Annotated in this window: 31 protein-coding genes; 4 read left to right on the top strand and 27 right to left on the bottom strand. The window is 46.4% G+C overall.

Going from position 1 to position 22,966, the window contains the following annotated elements:
- Positions 1 to 536 precede the first annotated feature (536 nt).
- The 4 genes from parA to ACRN9H_RS17770 all read left to right on the top strand — a co-directional run bounded on the left by parA (position 537) and on the right by ACRN9H_RS17770 (position 2,273).
- Positions 537 to 1,175, top strand: coding sequence for a ParA family partition ATPase (parA, locus tag ACRN9H_RS17755; protein WP_432315459.1), 639 nt, complete (start codon positions 537 to 539; stop codon positions 1,173 to 1,175).
- Positions 1,168 to 1,479: a hypothetical protein gene (locus ACRN9H_RS17760; protein WP_432315461.1), complete on the top strand. Its 312-nt coding sequence runs from the start codon at positions 1,168 to 1,170 to the stop codon at positions 1,477 to 1,479. Before parA ends, ACRN9H_RS17760 begins: the two co-directional genes overlap by 8 nt.
- A gap of 223 nt (positions 1,480 to 1,702) precedes the next feature.
- Positions 1,703 to 1,975, top strand: a complete 273-nt coding sequence (locus ACRN9H_RS17765; RefSeq protein WP_432315463.1) for a hypothetical protein — start codon at positions 1,703 to 1,705, stop codon at positions 1,973 to 1,975.
- 106 nt (positions 1,976 to 2,081) lie between these two features.
- On the top strand, positions 2,082 to 2,273 hold the full coding sequence (locus ACRN9H_RS17770; protein WP_432315465.1) for a hypothetical protein: 192 nt from the start codon (positions 2,082 to 2,084) through the stop codon (positions 2,271 to 2,273).
- Between the two features lie 108 nt (positions 2,274 to 2,381).
- Here the strand turns inward: ACRN9H_RS17770 and ACRN9H_RS17775 are convergent, their stop codons facing one another.
- The 27 genes from ACRN9H_RS17775 to ACRN9H_RS17905 form a co-directional block, all read right to left on the bottom strand.
- On the bottom strand, positions 2,382 to 3,392 hold the full coding sequence (locus ACRN9H_RS17775) for a hypothetical protein (RefSeq protein WP_432315467.1): 1,011 nt from the start codon (positions 3,390 to 3,392) through the stop codon (positions 2,382 to 2,384).
- Positions 3,383 to 3,592, bottom strand: coding sequence for a tail protein X (locus ACRN9H_RS17780; RefSeq protein WP_432315469.1), 210 nt, complete (start codon positions 3,590 to 3,592; stop codon positions 3,383 to 3,385). Before ACRN9H_RS17780 ends, ACRN9H_RS17775 begins: the two co-directional genes overlap by 10 nt.
- Positions 3,570 to 3,968: a phage tail protein gene (locus tag ACRN9H_RS17785; RefSeq protein ID WP_432315471.1), complete on the bottom strand. Its 399-nt coding sequence runs from the start codon at positions 3,966 to 3,968 to the stop codon at positions 3,570 to 3,572. The genes ACRN9H_RS17780 and ACRN9H_RS17785 overlap by 23 nt, the downstream gene beginning before the upstream one ends.
- Positions 3,965 to 6,667, bottom strand: coding sequence for a phage tail tape measure protein (locus ACRN9H_RS17790; protein WP_432315473.1), 2,703 nt, complete (start codon positions 6,665 to 6,667; stop codon positions 3,965 to 3,967). Before ACRN9H_RS17790 ends, ACRN9H_RS17785 begins: the two co-directional genes overlap by 4 nt.
- Positions 6,668 to 6,789: 122 nt before the next feature.
- Positions 6,790 to 7,356, bottom strand: a complete 567-nt coding sequence (locus tag ACRN9H_RS17795; RefSeq protein WP_432315475.1) for a phage tail assembly protein — start codon at positions 7,354 to 7,356, stop codon at positions 6,790 to 6,792.
- A gap of 67 nt (positions 7,357 to 7,423) precedes the next feature.
- On the bottom strand, positions 7,424 to 7,930 hold the full coding sequence (locus ACRN9H_RS17800) for a phage major tail tube protein (protein ID WP_432315477.1): 507 nt from the start codon (positions 7,928 to 7,930) through the stop codon (positions 7,424 to 7,426).
- On the bottom strand, positions 7,930 to 9,096 hold the full coding sequence (locus tag ACRN9H_RS17805) for a phage tail protein (protein WP_432315479.1): 1,167 nt from the start codon (positions 9,094 to 9,096) through the stop codon (positions 7,930 to 7,932). The genes ACRN9H_RS17800 and ACRN9H_RS17805 overlap by 1 nt, the downstream gene beginning before the upstream one ends.
- Complete coding sequence (locus ACRN9H_RS17810; protein WP_432315481.1) at positions 9,096 to 9,299, bottom strand: hypothetical protein; 204 nt, start codon at positions 9,297 to 9,299, stop codon at positions 9,096 to 9,098. Before ACRN9H_RS17810 ends, ACRN9H_RS17805 begins: the two co-directional genes overlap by 1 nt.
- Positions 9,300 to 9,372: 73 nt before the next feature.
- The gene (locus ACRN9H_RS17815; RefSeq protein ID WP_432315483.1) at positions 9,373 to 9,591 is read right to left on the bottom strand and encodes a tail fiber assembly protein; all 219 of its coding nucleotides are present in this window, start codon (positions 9,589 to 9,591) and stop codon (positions 9,373 to 9,375) included.
- 8 nt (positions 9,592 to 9,599) lie between these two features.
- A complete protein-coding gene (locus ACRN9H_RS17820) occupies positions 9,600 to 10,256 on the bottom strand; it encodes a hypothetical protein (RefSeq protein WP_432315485.1) in 657 nt (218 codons plus the stop codon).
- An 11-nt stretch (positions 10,257 to 10,267) separates the two neighbouring features.
- Entirely contained in the window at positions 10,268 to 10,921 is a 654-nt protein-coding gene (locus ACRN9H_RS17825) for a hypothetical protein (RefSeq protein ID WP_432315487.1), read from the bottom strand.
- A gap of 2 nt (positions 10,922 to 10,923) precedes the next feature.
- Positions 10,924 to 11,229, bottom strand: coding sequence for a hypothetical protein (locus ACRN9H_RS17830; RefSeq protein ID WP_432315489.1), 306 nt, complete (start codon positions 11,227 to 11,229; stop codon positions 10,924 to 10,926).
- On the bottom strand, positions 11,226 to 11,588 hold the full coding sequence (locus tag ACRN9H_RS17835) for a hypothetical protein (protein ID WP_432315491.1): 363 nt from the start codon (positions 11,586 to 11,588) through the stop codon (positions 11,226 to 11,228). Before ACRN9H_RS17835 ends, ACRN9H_RS17830 begins: the two co-directional genes overlap by 4 nt.
- Before the next feature lie 9 nt (positions 11,589 to 11,597).
- A complete protein-coding gene (locus ACRN9H_RS17840) occupies positions 11,598 to 12,125 on the bottom strand; it encodes a phage tail protein (RefSeq protein WP_432315493.1) in 528 nt (175 codons plus the stop codon).
- A 9-nt stretch (positions 12,126 to 12,134) separates the two neighbouring features.
- Positions 12,135 to 12,899, bottom strand: a complete 765-nt coding sequence (locus tag ACRN9H_RS17845) for a phage tail protein I (RefSeq protein WP_432315495.1) — start codon at positions 12,897 to 12,899, stop codon at positions 12,135 to 12,137.
- Positions 12,859 to 13,860 (bottom strand): baseplate J/gp47 family protein, encoded by a 1,002-nt coding sequence (locus ACRN9H_RS17850; RefSeq protein WP_432315497.1) that lies wholly within the window; start codon positions 13,858 to 13,860, stop codon positions 12,859 to 12,861. Before ACRN9H_RS17850 ends, ACRN9H_RS17845 begins: the two co-directional genes overlap by 41 nt.
- Positions 13,847 to 14,191 (bottom strand): phage baseplate protein, encoded by a 345-nt coding sequence (locus ACRN9H_RS17855; protein WP_432315499.1) that lies wholly within the window; start codon positions 14,189 to 14,191, stop codon positions 13,847 to 13,849. Before ACRN9H_RS17855 ends, ACRN9H_RS17850 begins: the two co-directional genes overlap by 14 nt.
- Positions 14,188 to 14,847 carry a DUF7217 family protein gene (locus ACRN9H_RS17860; RefSeq protein ID WP_432315501.1) on the bottom strand — a complete coding sequence of 220 codons (660 nt, stop codon included), beginning with the start codon at positions 14,845 to 14,847 and terminating at the stop codon, positions 14,188 to 14,190. The genes ACRN9H_RS17855 and ACRN9H_RS17860 overlap by 4 nt, the downstream gene beginning before the upstream one ends.
- Positions 14,848 to 14,849: 2 nt before the next feature.
- Positions 14,850 to 15,455 carry a phage baseplate assembly protein V gene (locus ACRN9H_RS17865; protein WP_432315503.1) on the bottom strand — a complete coding sequence of 202 codons (606 nt, stop codon included), beginning with the start codon at positions 15,453 to 15,455 and terminating at the stop codon, positions 14,850 to 14,852.
- On the bottom strand, positions 15,439 to 15,972 hold the full coding sequence (locus ACRN9H_RS17870; RefSeq protein WP_259591521.1) for a hypothetical protein: 534 nt from the start codon (positions 15,970 to 15,972) through the stop codon (positions 15,439 to 15,441). The genes ACRN9H_RS17865 and ACRN9H_RS17870 overlap by 17 nt, the downstream gene beginning before the upstream one ends.
- Positions 15,969 to 16,607 (bottom strand): phage tail protein, encoded by a 639-nt coding sequence (locus tag ACRN9H_RS17875; protein WP_259516065.1) that lies wholly within the window; start codon positions 16,605 to 16,607, stop codon positions 15,969 to 15,971. Before ACRN9H_RS17875 ends, ACRN9H_RS17870 begins: the two co-directional genes overlap by 4 nt.
- Positions 16,570 to 16,911: a head-tail joining protein gene (locus tag ACRN9H_RS17880; RefSeq protein ID WP_432315506.1), complete on the bottom strand. Its 342-nt coding sequence runs from the start codon at positions 16,909 to 16,911 to the stop codon at positions 16,570 to 16,572. Before ACRN9H_RS17880 ends, ACRN9H_RS17875 begins: the two co-directional genes overlap by 38 nt.
- Positions 16,911 to 17,159, bottom strand: coding sequence for a hypothetical protein (locus ACRN9H_RS17885; RefSeq protein WP_432315508.1), 249 nt, complete (start codon positions 17,157 to 17,159; stop codon positions 16,911 to 16,913). The genes ACRN9H_RS17880 and ACRN9H_RS17885 overlap by 1 nt, the downstream gene beginning before the upstream one ends.
- A 54-nt stretch (positions 17,160 to 17,213) precedes the next feature.
- Positions 17,214 to 19,070, bottom strand: coding sequence for a phage major capsid protein (locus tag ACRN9H_RS17890; RefSeq protein ID WP_432315510.1), 1,857 nt, complete (start codon positions 19,068 to 19,070; stop codon positions 17,214 to 17,216).
- Positions 19,039 to 20,511: a phage portal protein gene (locus ACRN9H_RS17895; protein ID WP_432315512.1), complete on the bottom strand. Its 1,473-nt coding sequence runs from the start codon at positions 20,509 to 20,511 to the stop codon at positions 19,039 to 19,041. Before ACRN9H_RS17895 ends, ACRN9H_RS17890 begins: the two co-directional genes overlap by 32 nt.
- Entirely contained in the window at positions 20,508 to 21,026 is a 519-nt protein-coding gene (locus tag ACRN9H_RS17900; protein WP_432315514.1) for a hypothetical protein, read from the bottom strand. Before ACRN9H_RS17900 ends, ACRN9H_RS17895 begins: the two co-directional genes overlap by 4 nt.
- Entirely contained in the window at positions 21,026 to 22,960 is a 1,935-nt protein-coding gene (locus ACRN9H_RS17905) for a terminase gpA endonuclease subunit (protein WP_432315516.1), read from the bottom strand. Before ACRN9H_RS17905 ends, ACRN9H_RS17900 begins: the two co-directional genes overlap by 1 nt.
- Positions 22,961 to 22,966 lie beyond the last annotated feature (6 nt).

Raw genomic sequence — 22,966 nt, forward strand, 5'->3', positions numbered from 1 at the left:
TGTACCCGCGAATTACGTAATTCGCGGGTACAGTTATAATTTGGAAGCGGGTACAGTTATGTGATTAGAAGCGGGTACAGTTGTATTGATGGATGCGGGTACAGTTGAGTGATATTGGTTGCGGGTTCAGTTGTTTTATTTAAAGTTATGTTTCTGGTACAGTTGGTGATTTGTTTGTCATGCTGTGTTACTTTTATCGTTATTGGTAACTAGAGCCTGAATCACATCAAAATGCACTAGCAATGCGTCGCCAGTAAAATAACGTCACAGTGTAGGCACTTGATGAACTAAAACCGTAGTTGCGCTTATGAAGCGTCACAGTGCACGTCAGATACACTTGCAATCCTTTCTCTGGAACTCAAACTTACAATCAATTAAATATCATTATAAACAATAGCTTAATATGATTTAGTAAGGACGTAGCCATTTCAGTTGCTACCTCATAGGAATTGTTGACAAATAAACATTTGTACAAATGTTTATTTTGTCTTATATTGTCAATGCCAAAACGGCATAACCGACTAGGGAGAATCAATATGGCCAAGATTGTAGCCATAGCAAATCAAAAGGGTGGTGTAGGGAAAACGACCACAGCCACAAACTTAGCATGCCAACTGTATTCTGAAGGAGACTCAGTTCTACTGGTCGACTTAGATCCGCAAGGCAGTGCTACTGACTGGTCATCAGAACAAACCAAAGAAGACACCTTTCCTGTAGTTCAGATGGGCAAGAATTTGGTTAGAGACTTGCCAAAGGTTGCTCGAGGATATGATTGGGTAATTATAGACGGAGCGCCTCAAGTAGCAGACCTGGCTGCCGCAGCTGTTAAAGCTGCAGATGTCGTTCTTATCCCATCTACACCGTCACCCTATGACATTTGGGCATGTGCTGATCTCGTTGACATTATAAAGGTGAGGCAGGAAGTAACCGATGGCCGCCCTAAAGCCGCATTCTTAGTTACCATGTCGATTAAGAACACCAGACTCAGCCATGAAGTAAAAGATGCATTAGCGGCCTATGAGCTGCCAGTGTTCAAGTCCGGTACAACAAGAAGTGTGGTTTATGCAGAAACAGCTAAAGATGGCAGCAGTGTAGTTGATCTGGATAAAGACCATCCAGCAGCGTTTGAAATGCGCCAAATAGCCAAAGAATTGAGAGAGTTCATCAATGACTAAGCTAGGAATAAAATCAGGTTCAAAATCAGGTCATGCAGGTAAAGATGCTGCTATGCGTGAAGTTATGCGTGAGGAAAATTACTTAGATGGGCCAATTACTAATGGGCGGGTGGATCTCGATAAGCGCGTTCACAAGGCCCTGAAGAATCTGGGAACGGCAACCGGAACAGACGATGATAAAGCTGTGACGATGAGAATGCTTATTACCGAAGCGCTGCTTGATTTGTTTGAAAAATATGAAGACGGTAAGGGTAAGTATCAGTTTGATGAAGATGAAACTTGGAGTTGGCACGATAGGAAGTAAATGAATGCGGGGTAAGGCGGCAACCTATCCCCCGCACAACACAATAAAACCCGACTAAGGATATGATTATGTCTGTTGATGAATATAACACTGTAAGAAGATTAAATCTGCTCGAAAATCGCAATAACCCCTATTACTTGGCTCTCCTACGCCAATATGCCATTACCTACTGTAAAGGTCATGTTCAAGCTTCACTCTTAAAATTTGCAGCATAGGAGGCCAAATGCAAGCACAAACACTGATAGACACATTTGGAGAACTCTTGTTAGGGAAGCAGCTTATTACCCTTCCTATGGGCGGATGGAATGGTGGAATGGTCGAAGTCACTGAACTGAAACCCGATCCAAATGCACCTGAAATTGTCTTCAACATAAAGCATGCAAACACCGGCGAGGAAATAGGCGTGTTCAATGATCAATGGGTTTTCATGGTAGATTACTTCCAGACTATCGGCCAACTGGTGAATGAGGCAAGGAGATTGGAATGCTTATTTTAAAGAAGCCTGAAACGGCAGAGATAGAAATTATCACTATGGTTCGCTGCACTAACTGGCTTAAGTTTATAAGATGAATTATTAATAATTGAATAATAAGGGGAATATGATGAAACAGAAGGCGCGCATAGCTATGCAAAGAGCATTAGCTGAAGAAGCCATTGGCAAGCTAAAGGCTATACGTCAACTGTTTGGGGCGGAAGAAAGCGCCGACAGTGACGACACCAGCGGTTTACACGCATGGGATAGTAAGATCAATGAGCTAGCTGACTGGATTTGGAGCGAAAGCCCTATTGCGTAGAAGCGAACTAAACTTGGTAAGGAAACTCTAGATAAAAAGGCCCCATAGTTATATATAGCTGTTTGGACTGTGTATAATGTGTATCTAGGCCACTTTATGTGGCCTTTTTTATTTGGAAGGTTGTGTAGCCATTACCGAACATCGGTAACCGCCTTTACTGTCACCTCTAGCGGTGACTTTATCAATAGACCACGCGCCAGCCATTTCGGCAGGGAACGAATCATTAAGCGTCATAATCCCTTCGGCCACCAAGTAAGGATCACCTGGCAAATCCAATCGGACGCTAGAGCCCTGACGGTTAACTTTGACTAACTCAGCGCGGCAGGCTTGTTGAGCTATGTCTGCGCTTTCGTAGGCTTGTCTGAGCTTCTTAAATGGCTCTTGGCCATCGAACACTTCATGCTCTTTCCCTGTTGTGCTATCGGTCCATTTTGCTTTAACTCCACTGCAGTTTTGCCGGCTAGGTTTGTCCAATTCACAGTTAATAAATTGTCCCGTATCTGCAGGATCGTTATTACCAGGAACGCCTATCACAATAGGCGGTATTGTCTGGCCAGTGATGGTTTTAACTTGCCCACGCTTAGCCAGAACATAGAGATCATTCACCGGTTTGGCCACTGCATCTCGCTCTTTAGCTAAACGAGTTAAAAAAGCGCTATCTGTTTCGTCTATTTGGTCAATGTGTGCCAGGGTAACGCTTTCAAACTCGGTTGCTACTCTTGGGCTAAACCCATGAGCACTAACAACTTGCCTAAACAACTCGGCAAGCGTGATGTTTTCAAATGAGCGGGTTCGACGTTCCTTAAACCTCGTCTTATCTTCAATTTGAAACGGCGCTGCAGTAGCAATAATGGTCATGCTCGGCGGGTATAATTTTGGCCTAATACGAGTTATCTTATAGGCCCCTTTATCAACTAAATTACCGTCGTAACCCTCAAACCACTGCAGCGTGGCACCCTCTTTCGGGAGTCCAGTCTGTCCAGCCGTATCCACTGTTAATGTAATTTGATCTGATTGAATACCCGAGGCATCTACTCGTTCCCATGATATTAGCCGGCTATTAATAATTGCCGCTCCTGGGCCACTCACTTTGACTTGAGGAATAAAACCTAATCCCATACGTTTACCACCTTGGCTGGCGCCTTATCTGTTAACTCTGGCAATGTGATATCGATGCCCGCAGGTAAAATAGGACCGTATTGCTCAAGACCAGGATTAAGCCGATAAAGTGCTTCTTCGGCTTCATCATCATCCCTTTGCATTTGCTGCCACAAAATTAGCGCAACTGAATCACCATCACGACTGCGTATTGTATTCACCGGCGTATTCCTCCAACTCAATAGAAAACCCGACTACAAATGCGGTACCGTCATCAATAATCTTGTCTTGCTTTTCTTGTAACCGCTTAATAGTCCACAGCCCTAAGTTGCGGCCATAACCGTCAGTCAAAACCAAAGGCACGCGCCTAGCTTGTAATGATCGCAATTTATCCATGTTATCCATACCATCACCACGGAACCAGGTTCCGTTCACGCTGATATTTTCTAACGCTTGCCCCGTATTTTGGCTGATAGGTTTCTGACCATAACGAGGGACTGTTACCCAACCGCCATCACTGGTGCGCTGCAGTCCCTCGTAAGGCGTTCCCTTGCTTAGCGAAAACACAAAACCACCTAATGCCAGCATTTGCCTCATGAATCACTCCTATCAGATAAGCTGCTATCTGCCCTGGTCGCTACATCGTTATTACCTAGCAACATAGGACTAAGCTCTGCTTTCATTCTGGCCATAAGATCATTGCCAACATTTTGGTCATAGCCTGGATTGCCAGAAGGTGTGATCTGAATGACAGGGGAAAAGGTTATGTTGCGATTAACTTGCTCGAGCTGCTTGGTCTGTTGTGCAATAGCTGTTGGCGGTGGCTTGTCAGTCTTATCTTCACTGAACCAACCGCCAATTTTAGTGCCGGCCCACTCACCCACAGCACCGCCGCCAAAACCTCCTACGATTGAACCAATTAAGCCACCCACAGCAGTGCCAATAATAGGAACAACTGATCCCAATGCTGCTCCCGCCATTGCGCCAGCTGCTGCACCACCTAACCCACCAACCATGTCACCTGCAGTGCCGCCTATTTGTTTTGAGTCACCGCCAGAAACAGCAGAAGCTAATCCGGCACCTTGAAGCAATATGTCTGCTGGTTTGAACAATTTACCCGCACCTTTGAGCAACGCGCTGCCACCGGCTGGAATCATATCCATAACGCTGCCAGCCGCACCGGCAATATCCGCCCCAGCCATTGCCAAGTCCCCTGCTGCTGCAGAACCAGACATCATAGACAACGCAGCACCACCACCAAGTAGCCCTGCCATGCGGCCGGCGCGACCACCAAAACGGCCACGCTTTGTTGGACGTGGGCCTGAATCGTTAGAACCTGCCATAGCAAAGTCGGGCATTAATCCACTGGCAAAATCCCCAACGGTCCCTGCTAAACGGCTGGCGCCTGAGCGCAAACGACCTAAACGGCCCCTAGGGCGAGCAACACGACCACGGCGGCTCGTTCTACCTTCTCGACCATAACCGCCTGCACCACTGCCTCCTAAGCCGCCTAACTTGCGATTTAATCTATCAAGGGCTTTTGATGCACGATTAGCACTAACTGTTGTTGCATCCGTGGAGTTAGAAAGCCTGCCCATTTTCAAACGGTCCATGCCGTTGCCCATGGTCAGTTTGGCTAACTTGAATGCAATGGCGCCGGCTTTCACTACTGCAATAGCAGCAGCAACGCCAAGCAATCCACTGGTTAGTTTTGGGTTGGCCTCTGCAAAATCAGAAACGGCATCAACCACTGTCATAAGTGGCGGAACAACGGCATCGAGAACTGGCAAAAGACGATCACCTAACGTGATCGTCATACGGTCAAACTTCGCGCCCAATTGCGAGAGTAAATGCTCCCTCGTTTTAGAGCGATTGGTAAACTCATCGTTGACGCTACCGGCGCGGTCAGCTTCTTTAGCTACTCGACCAAAAGCAGCAACTAAACCATTTTTATCATCATCCATAGTGGTGACCAGTTTAGATACAGCACCTTTGATTTCAGAGCCAAAAAGCTGTGATATGACTGCGCCACGTTCATCAGCTGATACGTCTTGCAGTTCACGTAAAACGCCTAGCAAAGTCCCTTTAGCATCATCTTGCATGGCCGTGGCAAGTTCTTCTGGATCAAAACCCAATTTAGACAGCGCTTGCTTTTGGCCACCTGTTGCTGAATATCCAGCCGTTAACGCACCAGATATGTTTTTAAGTGCTGTAGATGCAGTTTCTTCTGTTGCACCACCTGCAATTAAACTTGCTGAGAGCGCCGCAGTGTCGTTGTAATTAAAACCGGCACCCATGGCTGTTGAGCCTTGGCGAACCATCACAGCGGCAATATCTTTAGCCTTAGCGTTCATGTTATTGCTGAGGTAGTTGGTTGCATCTGCAAGGTCTAAGGCGTTTTTCTGGGTAAGCCCCATTGCAGCACGCCAGGTCGCTAATGTAGAACCCGCTTCTTCTGCTGAAACATCCCAAGCCACACTCATTTTGGTAGCATCGGAGGCAAACTGTAGTAATTGATCCTTTTCAATACCTGATTGACCTGCGGCGGTAACGATGTCAGCAATGCCATCTTGTTTTACGCCTAAAGTACCAGCCATCTTCATCATCTGGCGGCGGTAATCAGCTTCTTCCTTATCACTTGAAAAGTTGACGACTTTCTTTACATCGGCAAACTTGCTTTCGTATTCAACAGAGCGCTTACCTGCCATCACCATGGGGGCTGCCATTGCCGCAACGCCCATAGCTTCACCGACTAGCTCACCCTTTTGAGCATTTCTCGCATCGATGCGACCTTGCAAAGTTTGGACTTGCTTTAAATTACTCGCTTGCTTTTCTAATGCTTTATTTGCCTGGGCAGTCTGCTTTGCTAAACGCAGCTCCTCTGCGCCAAGTGCATTCACTTTTAAGCCGGCAGCACCTAAGTCTCGACGCAATCCGCCTAGTTCTTGAGATTGTTTGCCGTAAGCTATTGTTAGCTGTGCGGTTGTCCGTTCTGCCGCTTTAAGCTCTGCAGCATGCTTTTTAGTCGCTGCTGCGCCGGTAACTTCTGCATTCTGTAACTGTTTAGTGTGCTCTTTAGCAGCGGCTAGCTTTAAACTCGTTTCATCTAAAGACGCTGAAACTTTTTTAAATCGCTCAACTAACTTTTGTTTGTCACCAAGAGTCTTAAGTTGATTGCTAGTTTCAACCGCTGCACTTCTGAGCTTTCCAACGCTCTTAGTTGCATCATCAGTGGGACCACTGAATTGGTTTACAGCAGATAAGATAATGGACGTTTTAGTTTGATTATCCGCCACGGCCTACCCCTTCTTTATGCCTAATTTTGCCGCAGCCAAGTGATAGCGGCGCAGTGCTTCATCAATGCGCCACCCCAACACCTCGGCTGGCGAAACGTGATAAACCAGCGGGATCACGTCGGTTAGGACTTCAACATCTTTTGGCGAAAGAAGTCCGCCGATTCTTCCAAAAAATCAATTAAACGCTCTTGCAATAAGTTCCAATCCGGCAAACTCAAGCGTTCAAGTTCTGCATGAGAAAATCCTGAACAACTCGCACTAATAAACAAAGTGCGCTCCCATTCATCTTTGTGAGTGTCCATCAAATCAGTAGTGGCTACTGTCGGTGGGCGCAGAACATACGATGTTTTATCTTGGCCATCGTCACCTTGGAACGAGTGAAGCAAAACTGGATCTGCAGACGAATCAAAACCGGCAATTAACGTGGACGCACTGGCATGCATTAACTCAAGAACAAAATCTCGAATAGTGTTGTAATCTGGCGTAACGAGGCTTTTAAGTTCTTTAGTGCTTAACCCTGTACTTGCACTAATACAGCCGCGCAATAAATCTGTGTCTTTACCTTTATGGATTTTGCTTAGTTCGCGGTGCTGGCCCATCGTTAATAAATTAATTTTTACGTTCGATAATTCCTGACCTTTGTCATCTTTAACAGGCCAAACTAGCTCATGTGCTTTAGGTTCAAACATTGCTTACTCCCAAATAAAAAAGGCCCACTCAAAAGAGGGGCCTTGTTATCACATCACTTAAAAAGTGTTATGCCATACCAATGTTGCGGCGGTGTTCAACCATCAAATCACCATTGCCTAAATTCAAAATCTGCGCGTTGCGATCAATCTCATAGATGATCTTACCGCTTTCAGTTTTCTTATATGCATTGATCGCCATTTCTAAATCTTGGTCTGGCAGTTCACCCATTTTACTAGCTGACTCTGTGACACTAATCACTTCACCGGTAAGGCTGTAAACGATAGCAAACTTGTTACCGTCTTCGTCTTGATGTGATTCTTTAACATCAACTTGGCACATTTCACCTGCCGACAAACCAAACGCAGAAAGCAACTCTTGGTTCGCACCCTTGACCTTGAACTTAGCGCTCATTTTTTCTAAGCCAACCATGATCTGACCAGGAATAAATGTGCCGCCACGCGTATCTTGCATGGTTTTCTTAATTTCGGGTGGAGTGAACTCATCCAACTCTTTTACGAGGGGCTGACCATTAATCATCCCTGCTCGGGTAATACGTGAGCGTTGTCCTGACATTACAGAACTCCTTCTAAGAAGGATTCGACAATGCCGGTATCCTCTATTAAGTGGTAAACCATGTGCTCGTTTGGTGCAAAGCCGTGGTACTTAATCGCAATATGCCATTCACCATTACGATAGGTATCAACATTATTCAATGTTGGATGCAAATACACTTGAGCACCCATAATGGTTTCGTCCGCCTGCAGCGTCTTCAGCCAATAGTTGAGCTTAGTGATCTCTTGCTCCATAAAGCTCTTGCTGAGATTACGCCCCATAGCACGTTGCGCGGTTGCAGCCAGTTTACGCACAATGGCATATTCAAGACCGACCTGAGAAACAAAGCGCCCCATTACGCAACGGTTGCCAATCAGTGAGAAACCACCCATTGACGTTCTGGCAAAATAAGAAATGCCGTTACGGTTCAACAAATCACCATTTGTTGATTTGTCCATGATGTTGTAATCAATAACACGCGCAGTGCCTTGGATTAGCGCACCCATACCACCCTTTGCAGGACTTTCCCACGCTTTCACTCGGGCAAAACACGATAATGCAATTGCCGCCGCTGAAAAGTACACGTTCCCTTTAGCTGCTTGGCTGTAGACCGCAACTTGAGGATCGACTAAGTAGAAAGACTCGTAGCCCGTTCCTTCTCCACCTAGGCTGTCAGAATAGGCTACAGCGGCGCTATCACTGGTATTTGGGCCGTCACCAACTGGGATCGCAAATAAACGCTTACCCATTGCCGCAAGCGCATCAGCAACCGGTTTAGTATTAAAGCCTGGTGCTGCAATGTGCGTAGGCTTCTCTTGACTGTCAGCCAAAGCCTCAATACCTGTGCGTTGCCCTGTAATGGCATCTTTCTTACCAATTACGTTGTTAGTAGCTGCCGCAGCATCTGCACCAGCTTCAACAATAACAACATAGATAGGTACAGAGACTAAACGAAGAATTTCATAGCAGCTGCGCCACAACGTACCAGTTTCGGTACCGGCTAAATCTAGTTTACCGACATCACCGTAGGTGACACGAATAGGACTGTTTTTAGGTAACAATGGATCAGCATCTGGCGCGGTTCCCACTAAACCTAAAACAACGCTACCCAAAGGCCCCATTGGTGGCGGGGCGGCATGACGTTCAATGCTGATACCGTTATGCACAAAAGAGGCAATTTCAGGCATTAGTTAACTCCTTTTTTTGCTTTGTCAGAGGCAACTACTTCACCCTGGTCTAAATGACCTGACAGAATTAAGAACTGCGCCTCACTTGGCAAAAGTTCGACTTCGGCATCAATTGCATGCCACTTTTTAGTATTAGGGCACTGATAGGCTTTAAGCACTCTATGCTTAAGCAGCCCAACTTTAGGTTTAATCGGATTAGCCATACGGCCTCCATAAATACAAACTCCAGCAAAGTGCCGGAGTTGAGGTATAAAAAAACCGCCTTTAGGCGGTTAGTTATTCGGGTTTTACTGGCCAGACAATTTCGTCTGGGTTGTCAGTAGATGCTGGCAAGTCACGCAATGCTTGGCGATATGCAGTGAACTCCGCTTTTTTTCTATCAGATAACGGACTGTCTAGCATTTGCGTGTGGTCTGTTTGTGAAATTAAAATGTCACGCTGACGACGAACTTCACGCCATTTACTTTCTTGTAGTTCTTTACCAAGTAAATCCATATTTCCCCCTAAACAACAATAGTTCCAGGCTGAGATTCCGAATCTAAAATCCCGATGCTTTTCAACCAATATTTATCATCTACGTTGTGGCTAGAAACACCTCCAACACCTCGGAAGTCACCAAGATAACTGGCATTGATACTTAGGCCATTAGATAAATGAGATACTGGATCAAACCGAATGGCTCTAAATAATTTCCCATCATGGGGGAAATTTTTCACAATCACAGGCGCAGGAAGTCCAATATTAAACGCCGTTTCAACTTTCGCCCCTGAAACATCACCATACCCTCTAGCTGAGTGAAATAAGAATCGGCCAAATGTTAAAGTTCCAGTTCCAGACACAATTCGAGCGCAAAATATTTCACCGTATTGTGCAAAGCCAAATCGCTCATTACCATTAAATTGAGCATCAGCAAAAGCATTTTCTGCAGGACTAGGTTCCATGTGCAGCAAAACGTAATTATAGTGTGAAGCGTCACCAATCCACGGAATGACTTTTCTTAGATTTTTAAAGTTACCAATAGAATAAAACTTAGCGAGTTCACTTTCAAAGCGCGTGTCCATTTCATCAATTTTACTATCAATCTGTCCAACCTTCCCAGCTACTGTTGCAGTCATTTGATTGACCGAGGCAATTAGCGCCGCTGTTTCTTGCGTACTCATAGGTGCTCCATTTATGCGCTGTTAATTAAATTAGTGCCGTTATCAAAAGCGGCGGTTAATTGGGTTATCAGGCTAGATAACTCCTGATTTGTGCTATCTAGCCCTGTTTGCTTGGCGTAGAATCCCGCATTTTTACCATCAAGCATGCCACTATCAGCCGCCTTGGCTCCTTTGGAGAGGTAACGGGCATCAGCGCTGATTTTGTCATACACATCGGCGCTATTGGCCTTGGCTGCCAGCATCGTGATGATGGTACCAATGCTGTCCTGATTGCCCTTCAATGCGGCGGCAAGCTCGTAGATGGTATCCAGTTCAGCAGGCGCAAGACCGATAAGGTTCTGGATAAGCTGATTAACTTCATCCTTTGTGTAAGTAACTCCCTTGTCAGCCTTGTTGGCCATCTCAGCTATGTTGACAGTAATTTCAACATCACCACTGCCGTCAAAACTCACTTGGCCACGAGCATCACCAGTCAGGCTAAAAAGCCTCGCCACTTTTAGCGCATGCGCGTAATCAGCGGTGGCTGATAGGCGATTGGTCACAGTAAGATAATCAATAGTGCCACCGGACTTATTGAGTTTGTTACGCAGCTTGCCGTCAATGGTGCCGAGCAATTGACTTAACTTACTCAGCATTATTTCAATCGCCGTTTGTGGCTCTGCCATGGTTACTCCTGAGCGCCAATGGCGCCAATATAGTGATCTATCGTTTGACTCATGCCGCTCACCATCACAAGTTGATCCTGACTAACTTGGCTAGCCTTATCACTCGCATAATTGGCGGTTTGAACAGCTTGCTGCGCCATGGTCAGTACGCTTTCGGCTACCGTCCCAACTGGACCTTGCATACCAATCGTTACCACGTTAAATCGGGGCTGGCTAAGGTGCCTAAGCGTAACTAAATTACCGCCCATATCGACACGCACAACTTGCCGCACTGTATGGCGCAATGTTATCCGCTCTAGTGTTTTCATTGCACAGCACCGACGGATAATGTGGACCAGCCACGCACCAGGCTATAAGCATCACCACTGGGAAATGTAACGCGCAACTCCCACCGCGCATCAGCCCAAGCATCGAGGGTTTTGCCTACTGTTTTACTGGGCGCTATATGCACAAATATTTGACCATTGGCAGGTTCTGGCGAGGTAATGTCTCCAGCTACACTATTGCAATCAAGCAACAATTCATTCGCGGCATTTCGCACTTGTAACGAAATACTGCAGCCTGTGATGTTAACCGGCTGCAAACCGCCAGCATCACTTTCGGCTTCCCATTTCACCGAGAAGTCAAAGGTTGTACCCGCCACTAATGGCAATTCTTGCTCGTCCATTAGAACCCCTTATGCCAGTTTTTTTTCCAAATCCAGCAGGCGAAACTCTTGTTTAATTTGCCGGTGCATAGTGTCAACTTGAGCGATGGCCATCTTGATAAATTCTTCGTCAATTAAGATGTTGAGGTTTTCAGTACCCACGACGACGGTAACCGTATTGCTAGGCAGTGCTGACAAATTCAGCGTTAACGGCTGAATGCAATTGCCATTTTTAGGCTTGTAGTTCAGCGTGGTATTGGGCGCGGAAATAACCCCAAACAAGGTGCCACTGGCAAGCCAGAAGCCAATCTCACGAATAGGGTATTCTTGCGGACCGCTGAACTTGGCAGCCGCTCGTAAAGTCGAGTCTCCGGTGTCTTTATATTCCCCAAATTCAACGCGCTGTAATTCATTCTGCAGCGTTGTCTGGTCTTTATTCGGTGTATAGGCTCTGTCACCAACCGAAACCCATTGAAGTTCAGCTTTAATCCCTTTGGATTTGGCGCTGATACACTCATTTAACCCTTTGGTAGTAATAACTAATTTAAGTTCGTCCATCTTATTACCTTATGTTACTGCGCTCGCACTAACGGCAGAGACTGAAATGCTATAGTGACCAGCCACTGCAGTAATACCCATCTGGGCATAACCACTAATCACTGGCGCAATCGCCAATAAATTTAACGGCTGAATATTGATACCTGGGGAAATGCCACCACCGACGGCTACGCGAATGCTTACGTCTGGCATGGGCCATAAAGCTGCACTAGACTGCTGCTCATTGACGTTCGTTGGCGGTGCAACTGCTCCGGCAAGACTAAGCTGAGTCTCAACACCGAACATCAGCGAAAGCTCTATCACATCACGCTCAGACTTGCAGTCATCTATGTATGCCAACAACTTGTGAACATTACTCACATTGACGGGCTTGTTGCCTTTTTCCCATGCAAGGATCGACAAATTATAGGGTTCTGCTTGCGGTACTTGCTGATACCACGGCTTTACTTCGCTGAGAAAATCCAGTGATTCGAGCGCGAGCTTTAACCCTGCTGTAGTCCCACTCAACCGCCTAACTTGCCAAGCATTACCCGCTAAATTACGTTGAATGTGTTCTGGGTCAGCAGAGTCCCAAACTGGCAATTGCCGCTCACTGGCTAAATACGCAACTATGTTAAGCGGTGCCTTAGCTGCGTCTAATAACTCAGGATAAGGCTGCTTAATTGCGTAAAGCTGTTCGCTTAATGCCAGCTCTAAACTTCGCTCTAACGGGCTTCTATTGTCAGGCAGAACACTATAGGTTTTCAGTGCTGACGGTAATGTTGATTGACTCAAGATACGGCGCCTCACTGTAAGAACAGCGCAAAGGCTGAACAGGTTTTTTTAGGTCAGCTCTGTGAGCCCCAGTTGATTGAAGTAACACGCTATAAAGCATTGAAGGTTCGATACTGCCACCCAAACGGTGTTGCTGTAGCGCGTATTCCTTCGCGGCTTTTTCAGCCGCTAATTTAACCATTTCTTTATCTGGACCAGGACGCAGATATAAAACGGCTTCACATTCCCATCTTGGGATCGTCGGCGTTTTTACTGTCAGTAAATCGGTCTCTTGCGCTATGTCATCACGTTGTAAATACGCCTGCGAAACATCAATTAAATGCTGATCAGGCATACCGTCACCCTCATGGGACAAGATGTAGCAATCAACTGTGCCTGGTGCGACTTGTCTTGCTTGAGCATCTTTTGTCTTGCCTGCATCTTCATGTTCGGCAAACTCATAGGTCACGATGACTTTATTATTTGTCGGACTTTCAACGCGCACAGTAGGACGGCCACCCAATGTCATGGCATGAAAACGATAACCAGACCGTGTGCCTGTGCTGGCTAATGCGTAGGCTGCGAGATAGTAACGGGTTAATAATGCCTCGTTACTCTCCATAACCGGCGCTACTGGCGGGAATGCGTTTGCATCACCAGATGATAAGGTTAAGCGAGTAACGCCTAATTGACTGGCTATCAAATCAACCATGGCGGTATCTGTGGCATACATGCCGAACATTTGTAATGCCTGTGCATTCATGCGGCGTGTCACGCTTTGCAAGATAACGGCAAAAGCCTCCGTTATCTTGGTTAAAATCTCGGCTTCATTATTGAATGTCTCTCTTACTGCATTAACATCTTGCGGTGCGTTCTGCTCAAGATAAGCCAATACATCAGCTTTCACATTTGCCAGTAATGTTTCAAAAACTGGCGTAGTAATGATGTCCGGTTTAGGTAATGGATTTTCATGCGGAAACATTGACTGGCACCTCAAACTTTATAGAACGCCCATTCCACTTGCCCTCAAAATATAAATGAAGTCCTGTGTCATGCCGTTTGGCCACGCAACGGCTCGGAATAAAATCCTTCAGCCCATTGGCTGGATTATAAAAAGCCTCAATCGCAAAACTTTGAGTCTGTATCAGCATGCTATCTGACATATTCACAGCTAATGTTTCGCGAACTCTGCTACCAAACTTTGGGCGTTTGGCTCGACCGGTGAGTGGCGTTGTCATCACTTGAATAATGCGGCTAACAAGCTGCTCTACACCGTCGATTTTACGTCCTGATTTCCGGTCGATACCTATCATAGAAGCGCCTTTATATTGTCTGGCAACGTCATGTCTAAAGCGGCTCTGGTGCAATCATTGTTCCATAGGGATTCAATAGACTGTGCCAATGACGACGCCATCAGTTTATTTTTCATATCAGTTAAGAAACTTTGCTCTGCGGAAAAACGATCAGCAATACTGCTAAGTGCAGACTGAAATATTTCAGCAATACCAGACAAAAAACTTTCTAAGGCAGACGATGACATTGAGCCAGAAAAATAAGCGGCAACCTTTTCAATAATACTATTTGCCGCATCCCCTATCGCATTGAAAAACTCATCACACGCACCATTAACCGTTGCAAATAATGCTTCCGTGTTAAAGCAGCTAGACGGAACTTGATTAGTCAATGCGTCAAGTTTATTGGCTTGCTGTGCCATAGATGAAAGCCGTAATGTGTCATTTGACATAGCTGTTATTTGAGACACGTTACCGAGTAAGCTGCCATTTGTAGAACTCAATAGCTGGCGCGTACTGGATAGAATGCCAGGATTAACAACGCCTAAACTTTCCAATGGGCTTAATGCATTGTCTGCTTGATTTACCGCTGAAATAGCTTGATTACCCACCCCAATGGATGGACTTGAAAAACTCAGGCCACCTGATTGAATTTTTTTAAATAAATCAATATTCATTACTATTTAGTCTCGTTCGGTGTACTCGTATTCGGCTTACCATTTGGATGTGTATGACCATTATAAATATTGCGGTCATCTTGCATGCTGCGCGTGTGATCACTGACTTCACCAGCCGCATCAACATCTTTAGTCGCCTGTACTAACTTAGTGTCCAGTATGATTTTTTTTGCAGCTTTAAGCGTTAACGTGCCTTCGTCCATATCCCACATTTGGGCGCACTGGTCGCCGTACATAGTGACCACTAGTGCTGGTTTATCTGCGGGAAATGGGAACTGGCTAGAGTCGATACCGACTAACGCAATACTTTGTGCACCTGTGTTGCCGCCGCCAAAATTTAAAATCAACGCTTGCTCGCCAACCGTGGGGCAGCGATAACTAGATACTCGTCCCGCTGACTGAGAAAACCACTTAATAAATGGTGTCGTTAGGTCGCCGTGAGCCACTTTAATCGTTTTATTACCTTTGCCAATTTGACTCACTTGTCCCAAGCGAATCATCAACTGTTGCCGGCGGCGTAGTTCTTCAACCTCAGCGCTTAATTCTTCCATTCGCTCAAGGTAAGGGTTCAGCATTTCACGCACGACTTGCTCAAGTAGTTGTCTCATTGAAACTCTCCAACGAGTGATACTCGGCAGGGTCATTTATATCAATCGGGTTTATAGCGAAGCGTATGCCTCTTTCTTCATCGGCTTCCAATGTCGGCATACCAATAGTGGCTTTTTGTACGTACTTCACAGACCACACGGTGTAAGCGTCTAGGTCTGGCTCCGTGGCATCAGCATCAGCGCTAACAACATTCGCCGGTGTTACTTTTAAATCAAAATTAGTGTTCTGTAAGATCACACTCAAAAACATGGCCGCATTACGTGCGTCAAGTTGGTGAGTTTTCTCTTTGAGGCCAATTACAGCTAACACTTCGCAATGCAGTAACACTTGCAGCTGGCCATTGCCAGGTTGATTATCAACGGGGTCCCAACCGTTCACTGAGAAGAATGCACACGGCGTAATAAGTGGCGCGGTTAGTTCTGGATAATACTCAACACTTTTGAGCCAAGGCGCATTGGATTTAAGCCAAAGCCTGACCGCATCATGATATTCAGTTAAGTGGATGCCTTTACTCATGCAAATTTATTCCATTTACGTTGACGGCCAGCGATTGAATCACGCCCCGCGACTCTGCCTTTCATATCCGTGGTGTAATGCTGCATAAATACCTCCGGTAAACTGGCAAAGATTTCATCTTCTAATTTGACTTGAACAGGGTCAGCAACCGCCATTTTTGCCTCGCTGACAGGGAATCGAGCAGCGCCTTTTCTGGCGAAAATAGATCGCTTACCGCGCAGCCTTGTTACAAAGCCATCATCAAACTCTTTTCGGCCTAATTTGCTTGAATTAAAAGCGGCTCCAGCGGGCGATTTTTTACTGCCTAATCGGCTAATTCGCCCCTTTAAACGCCCAACAGACATATCGTTTAGGCCAAACCACAGCTTCAATTCATCGAGCGAGCCGCCCGTTTTTCCTAGCTTGAAAGCGTATTTGTGTGCCTGCATACGCTTGCGCATTTCTTTTAAACTTTTAGCATCCATACCATCACGCATCAGCCGCGCACCCTGCGCTTTCATCGTTACCGACGTTCTCGTAATGGCGCGGTTATAAGCGGCCATCATTTCTTTTTCAGTAGCGCCCAGCATTAACTGAACGCCCTCTAGCTGACTGGGATCAATATCGAATAGCAGGCTTTGTTGGTTGGTTTGCATCTTTGACTCCCAGATAAATTCGAGTCATACCATTGCCATCTGGCGCGGGTGGCCGCTCGACCATCCACTGCTGCCCTGAAACGGTGACCAGTGAACGAATGGAAACACCGATAGCATCAGCCGCCGGTAATAAGATGGAGGCCGAGGTGTTATCAATAAAGCCGCCATGTTTTAGTTTGGCGGTTTGCTTTGGGTCTTTAAAAATGACTGTCACCGGCTTATCGACACCAGGTAGGTGTAAAATAGCCGGTGAGCCAAAGTCATTAGAGTTAAAGAAAACCCCAAAATCATCGGCCCCTATCATTACTCTGGCTCGCTTTCGTCTTCACCAAAGAAGTCATCCAGTGCATCCACTTCTGATTCAGGCTCTTTAATGGTGACAGTCACTTTAGTGGATGGTGGTACTACTTTAGCTTGACGAGCCTGAATCAGATCACGAGCTTCTGCAGCTGACACTTCAACAACAGAATCAACCACTGATTTACCTTCTCCCGTTTGAGGGAATACAGCGGTGCCGCGAATCATAACGCCTGAAATAATTTGAACTTTCATGTTCACTCCAGATATAAAAAAGGCGCCTCTAGGACGCCATTTAGGGTTAGTTTCTTATGCTTTTTTACCGTATGCAAATGCAGCACCGTGACGGATGGCAACATCGGCATCCTGGAACACTCGCAGCACCGTACCGCCACTGGCGGCTTTAGTTGACTTATCAACAGTCAAATCTAATGCGCCCCACATACCAACCAGAGCCTGACTAAAGTCACCATGAAGTAATGCGTCTGTTTCTAACTGCGTAGAAACTACACCTGGATAACCATTAACTTGGTCTCCATCCCACAAATATTTCGCTGTGCCTTGGGATTTTTCAGTGGTTTTCAACATACCACGCAATGAAGGACGCATAGCGTATGCCATGTTAGCCGCCAGCGCGTTAGACTCGGCCACGGCGGTTTCAAACGCCACAATCGTCGCCCAATCCCAGCCACCTGCAGGGATAGGAATGGCATGTACACCCGTTTGATTTTTAATGCCCAAAGGTTGGTTATTTAAACCAGTACCTAAGAACACCGCTTTATCAATACCTAAACCAAGACCGCGCAGCATTTCATCACGTACCAGTAAATCAATATCTGGCGTAGATTGTTGCATCAAGCGGCGAGTAATAGGCACCGCGCCAGCAATGGTCTTAGGTGACATTTTAACAATGCCTAAGCTAACATTTGACTCTGTACCGTCTTCGTCTTCGTCAATCCAGTAGAAAGACGAGCCGCTGGTCATTTTCGGGATATCTACGTTACCAACCAAACCCGTCGCAAAACGCACGCCTAAGCCGGCGGCAATCGAGTTAGGACGAAGCAGATCAATAAATTGGCTGCTCCACAAATCAGTTGCAACTAATTCACCACCCACACCTGCAGCAGTTGATTGAGCGGCGCGACCGAGTTGTGATAACACTTCATAGTTGACGTAAAAGCCACGCGCATCTTTACCCATTTTATCGGCCAAAGCGACCGACACTTCACGCTCAAAACCTGCACCTTTCCAGTTGCCGGTGATACTGGCTCGAACAGCATTAATCAAGCTGTAACGGCGAACATCTTTATCGTTTAAGCCTAGGTTCATTTCTGTTCCAGTCGGCTTAACTTTCTTATCACGCACACCGTCAAGTACTAATTGACGGAATTTATCAACTGCATCGCCATTTTGTACGGCTTCTTGAGCTTCGCGGCCCATACCGAATTGTGAACCCATAGCCATGATTTCTTGGCAACGTTCAGTTTCTAACTTACGCACTGCTGCTTCATCTACTACCACAGCTGGCGCTTTTTGGCGGGGCTTACCTGCAGGCTTTTTATCACGGTTTTGTTCTTCTAGTTGCTGCTCTAGGATTTCGTCTTCGTCCATACCTAACTCTCTTAGTTCAATGTTAAAATCAGTTGTGTCGTCGTTATCATCACTTCGGCCTAACCCCACTGAAGTGTCAGCTGGCACAGATACAGATGAAATTTCATAGGGCTGCCATTTGGTAGCCCGATACCAATCAACCCCGTTTTCATCTCGCTTAACGTGGATGATCTCCAAAATATTGTACCCAACGCTAATATGCGGCCGGATACCGTCCTTTAGGTCTTGCCATAGTTCTTCGCCACGTACGCTATTGGATAAGCGAATAATGGCCCTTCCTTTCTTTTGGTCGATAACGGCGCTTTCAATTGCTCCACGTTGATCACGAGTGTTGTGATCCATGAGAAACGCGCCGCTATTGTTCAGTCTCGACAAGTCACACTCACCAGGCGCATGTCCAAGAATCTCCATGCCAAACCAACGCTCAACGGGCTCCTCGCTAGAGAAGCTCAATTCAACGGTGCGGTTTTCTACATCGACGGATTCACGGACAAAGGTAAGGTTTCGAAACTGACGGCCAAGTTTAAGAGTTTTGCTCTTTTTCTTTGCTGGCATCTTGGTTCCCTTGTTGTTGCAGTGCTGTAGCGCGAGCTTTGCGCACCTCAGCAATTCGGTCCTCAAACTCAATTAGCTCTTTAATGACCGTTTCAGGGTCATCACCCCGTTCTCGGATAATTTGGAACGGGGATTTAGTCATGTTGTTAATGGCTTCGGTATTGGCTTTCTCGTCTTTTAACGGGTCAACCCAATCCCATCGACGGCCCTGGAAACAATGCTTATCAAGTCGCTCTAGTTCACTAAACCGCAAACCCTTTATGGCGCCGGTGAGTAAAGACATTCGCAGCCAAGTTGACTTCACAACGTCACAGAACGCTTGGCGCATCCAGCGCTGTTTCTTCTTCCAACCATCACGGTCTTCGAGAACAAACTGGCGCAAACTGGAAAAGCTTATACCCTCACCATCGTTTGCTAACGTGTTGTAACTAACATCTAAACCGCTTGCGGCACCGCGCTTACCTTCTTTCATATAAGACGCAAAATTACTGCCTGACTGATTGAAATTAAGCTCTTTCAGTGTGTAGCCGTAAGGCACCACTACTGACATACCAGGCTCAACTTCTTCTACAAAGTCGGGTTCCTCAGTGTCATCTTCGGGTTCCACATCGGAGTCAGGCTCGTAAGCAAGCATCTTTGATGCCGCGATTCTGGCACCGGTCAATTCAGCTTCTCGGTAGCCATGCAAGTGATGCATTTCAAGTAGTGCAGCGTGGGCCCATGGCACGCCGCGCAGCTGCCCCACTCGCAGTGGTAAAAACTCCAACAGCATTTCACTTGCTGGAATGCGCTCATAACGAGCATTGCCGTAGAAATAAACTCTATCGCCAGGGTGCTGTGTCAAAATGTGATAAGCCACTGGCTTATCCCATTCATCGACCTCAACCCCCATGCGAATGCGGCGTCCATCTTTTAACTCGCGGTTGTAATTAATATCTAAGTGAGCGCTGTCCAGCAGTTGCAACGCAAACCCATATTTATTCGGAAACCCTTCAACTAACCGCACCAGAATTTCACCGTCTTCTGCTACGGTTCTGATAAACAGCATTTGCAGGTCTTGCCAACTAAAACGGCCTGTTACATCACAACAGCCCTTTTTGCCCCAATCTTTAAAATGTTCTTCGATCAAGTCGTTGGCGGCGGTGTCATCAGCATTACCAGTGAAAATTTGCGCTTTACTTTGAAACGAGAAACCCTCGGGGCCAACCACATGCGTCTCGCACATAGCCAAAAACTTAACGACATACCCATCATCGTTACCCGCTCTGCGGCTTTGAGCCTTGATCGCGCCTAAATCACGGCGTAATTCTTCGTTAATGCTGAGCGTCAACCCTCCAAGGCGGGGGCCTTTCAAGCCTTGTGCCGCCAATGCATAACGCTTATGGCTGCCTTGGACACTGCGGGTTTTGCGTTCATGACCTTTAGATGCGGTTTTATTCATGCTGGCAACCTCGTCAAGACACGTTTCAGTCTGAATCCGGCTCCGTTTTCTTGCCTGATCTTGCGAATGTATGACTTACGTAAGGCATACAACTCTTTGATAGGAATACGGTCTAGACGGCGGTCATCTATCGTGTAACTTTCATGATCTGATAAAATCCGACCTTCTAACACCGCATTAATTGCATCAAGCATGCGTTTAGAGTGACTGCGTGGATCGTGACCAGCTGACAACTGGCTAAAATCAGCCTCAATCGTTATCTGGCCAGAACTAATGACCTGACGGTCAGCTCCTAGCGTTGCATACAGGCGCCATTCATATTGACCAGCAACCCACCCACTAGTGACATCAGCCATCTGTTTAACAATAACAACACCATCACTGGTTAATGCGTCGATATCTATCGCACCAGGACCTCGCAGCGCATAACTAAACTGCCATCCGCTGTTTGCCAAGGCGTGATTAAACGACCAGCTAACCGTAGTGCCGGCACTAATTTTTATTGGTTCATTCATTATCTATACCGGCTTATGAATCCACTGCCGCTTGAACGCTTACGAGTCGTAGACCGTTTACGCTTAGCAGGCTTTCTGGTGGCTTTAGGAGGTGTTTCTTCGCTGTCATCAGGCTGGGTATCATCATGCTCAGGGCCATCTGGTTCATCATCTGATACAACTGACTTTTTACGGTCAATTCGTAGCATTCTTGCGGCCATATACTGCATCCCCTCACAATCTAGGTAATCGTTTCGTTTTGCGGTTTGATTCCACTTACCCGTTTCTTCGTTAAATTCCTCAGCAACGATGTGGCGGCAATATTCCTCTGTTATATCAGCCGGAATCAGCCAGTCTCCTTCCTTGCCTTTGGGCCAGCGAACACGGTTATGAACCCATGCTTTTGCCAGCGTGGTATCAAAGTCCCATCGTTTATCTCCGTGTAAACGAGTCTTACCTTTTTTGTCTACCTCAAGCCTCACCAAACGAAACGGCTTAGGCAGTCGCTCAAATCCCATTAGGGCGCGAACTCGACCTTTAAAACGGCGCACAAACGCCAATACTTCGTCTGTTCTAAAGCCAGCATCAACGCACATAAGTTGAATTTTGTGGCCGTCCCACTCTTGATCTAAGAACTCAGCAAGCTCATTCCAGACTTCTGGCTTGTCTGTGTCACCCCAAACTTCTCCCCACTCAACTAAGCGACTGGACATACCTGGACGCCATGCGCGGAGAACGTAATAAAGTCGGTTCTTTTGAACGTCAACAGTGCAAATCAGATGGTCAAAACCTACCGGAACCTGACCGGATGAATAAGTTGAGCGCAGTCCATAAACTTCTTCCCACTCTGGCGCCTCACCGGCTATAGCGTAAATCTCGCCAAAACCCGTGTTATAAACCGTTAATAGTGAGTTTGGATTGCCACTTTTTAACGCTTCCAGCAATTTACGGGCTAAAAATCCGTAGCTTTTCTTTGCAGAAAAACTGCACAGGCCGCTCACCCAAAGACTGAAATGGTTATTCTCGTCTGCAGTACCAAGCAAGCTATGGTATGGAACAATATGATCCTGACCATTTTGAGTAATAATCACATGACCATTAACACCGACAGCCGATTGACCTGGTGCTATGGCCACGCCTTTTTCATTCATGCCTTTGCGCTTACTATCTGCAATCTGTGTCCCGCAATGTGGGCAAATTAGTTTTGCTTCTTTCGCGGCTTGTGCAGGAGTGCATTCATCATCAGTACCAATGCCAGGCCACCACAATAACTCGCTTCTAGGTATGAAATATTCATCACAATCAGGACAAGGAACGGACCATTCGTGCCGAGTTCCTTTCTCCCATTGCAACCATATTGGGCTTGATACTTTACCTTTGTCAGATACACCCCAATGAATAAGTCCCGTTTCAGGGTGAGGCGTAGCTGTTACTTTCCCATGAGTAGGAGTGCTTGTCAGACCTAGTTTAGAATCTGTATAAGCATCACCTCGTGCCTCAGCAATTTCTGCCAAGTCACCTTCACCGGTCGCGTTTTCATCTGGACGGTCTAACTCGTCAACCAAAGTGATCACAGCTGAGTCAGACGCAAGTTCAGTAGCCGAACCCGCCCAAGCAAAGCGCAATGACACGCCCGCTATTCGCTTTTTATGCTTTGAGCTTTTCTTATCAAACTTAATCCATAGGCTCTTTGCCTCTTGGAACATTTCAACAATCTTCGGCTCTACGACATTGTTAATATTCGACTCTGTAGGCCCTACATAAATAATCGGTGCCGGCTCATCATCTAGCTTCCAGCCTATGACGTTCTGCATAGTCGCAGACTTGCCCATTTGGGTGCCCATCACGAAAGTGATCTTGTTATATCTTGGGTCCGCAAAAGCAATGCAAACTGGAATCATGTACGGTGTTGATGCGGTATTAAACGGCCCAGGGATAGGTGAGCCTGGTGGCATTCGCCT

This window comes from Shewanella sp. MF08487 (assembly GCF_050848685.1).
GTDB lineage: Bacteria > Pseudomonadota > Gammaproteobacteria > Enterobacterales > Shewanellaceae > Shewanella > Shewanella glacialipiscicola.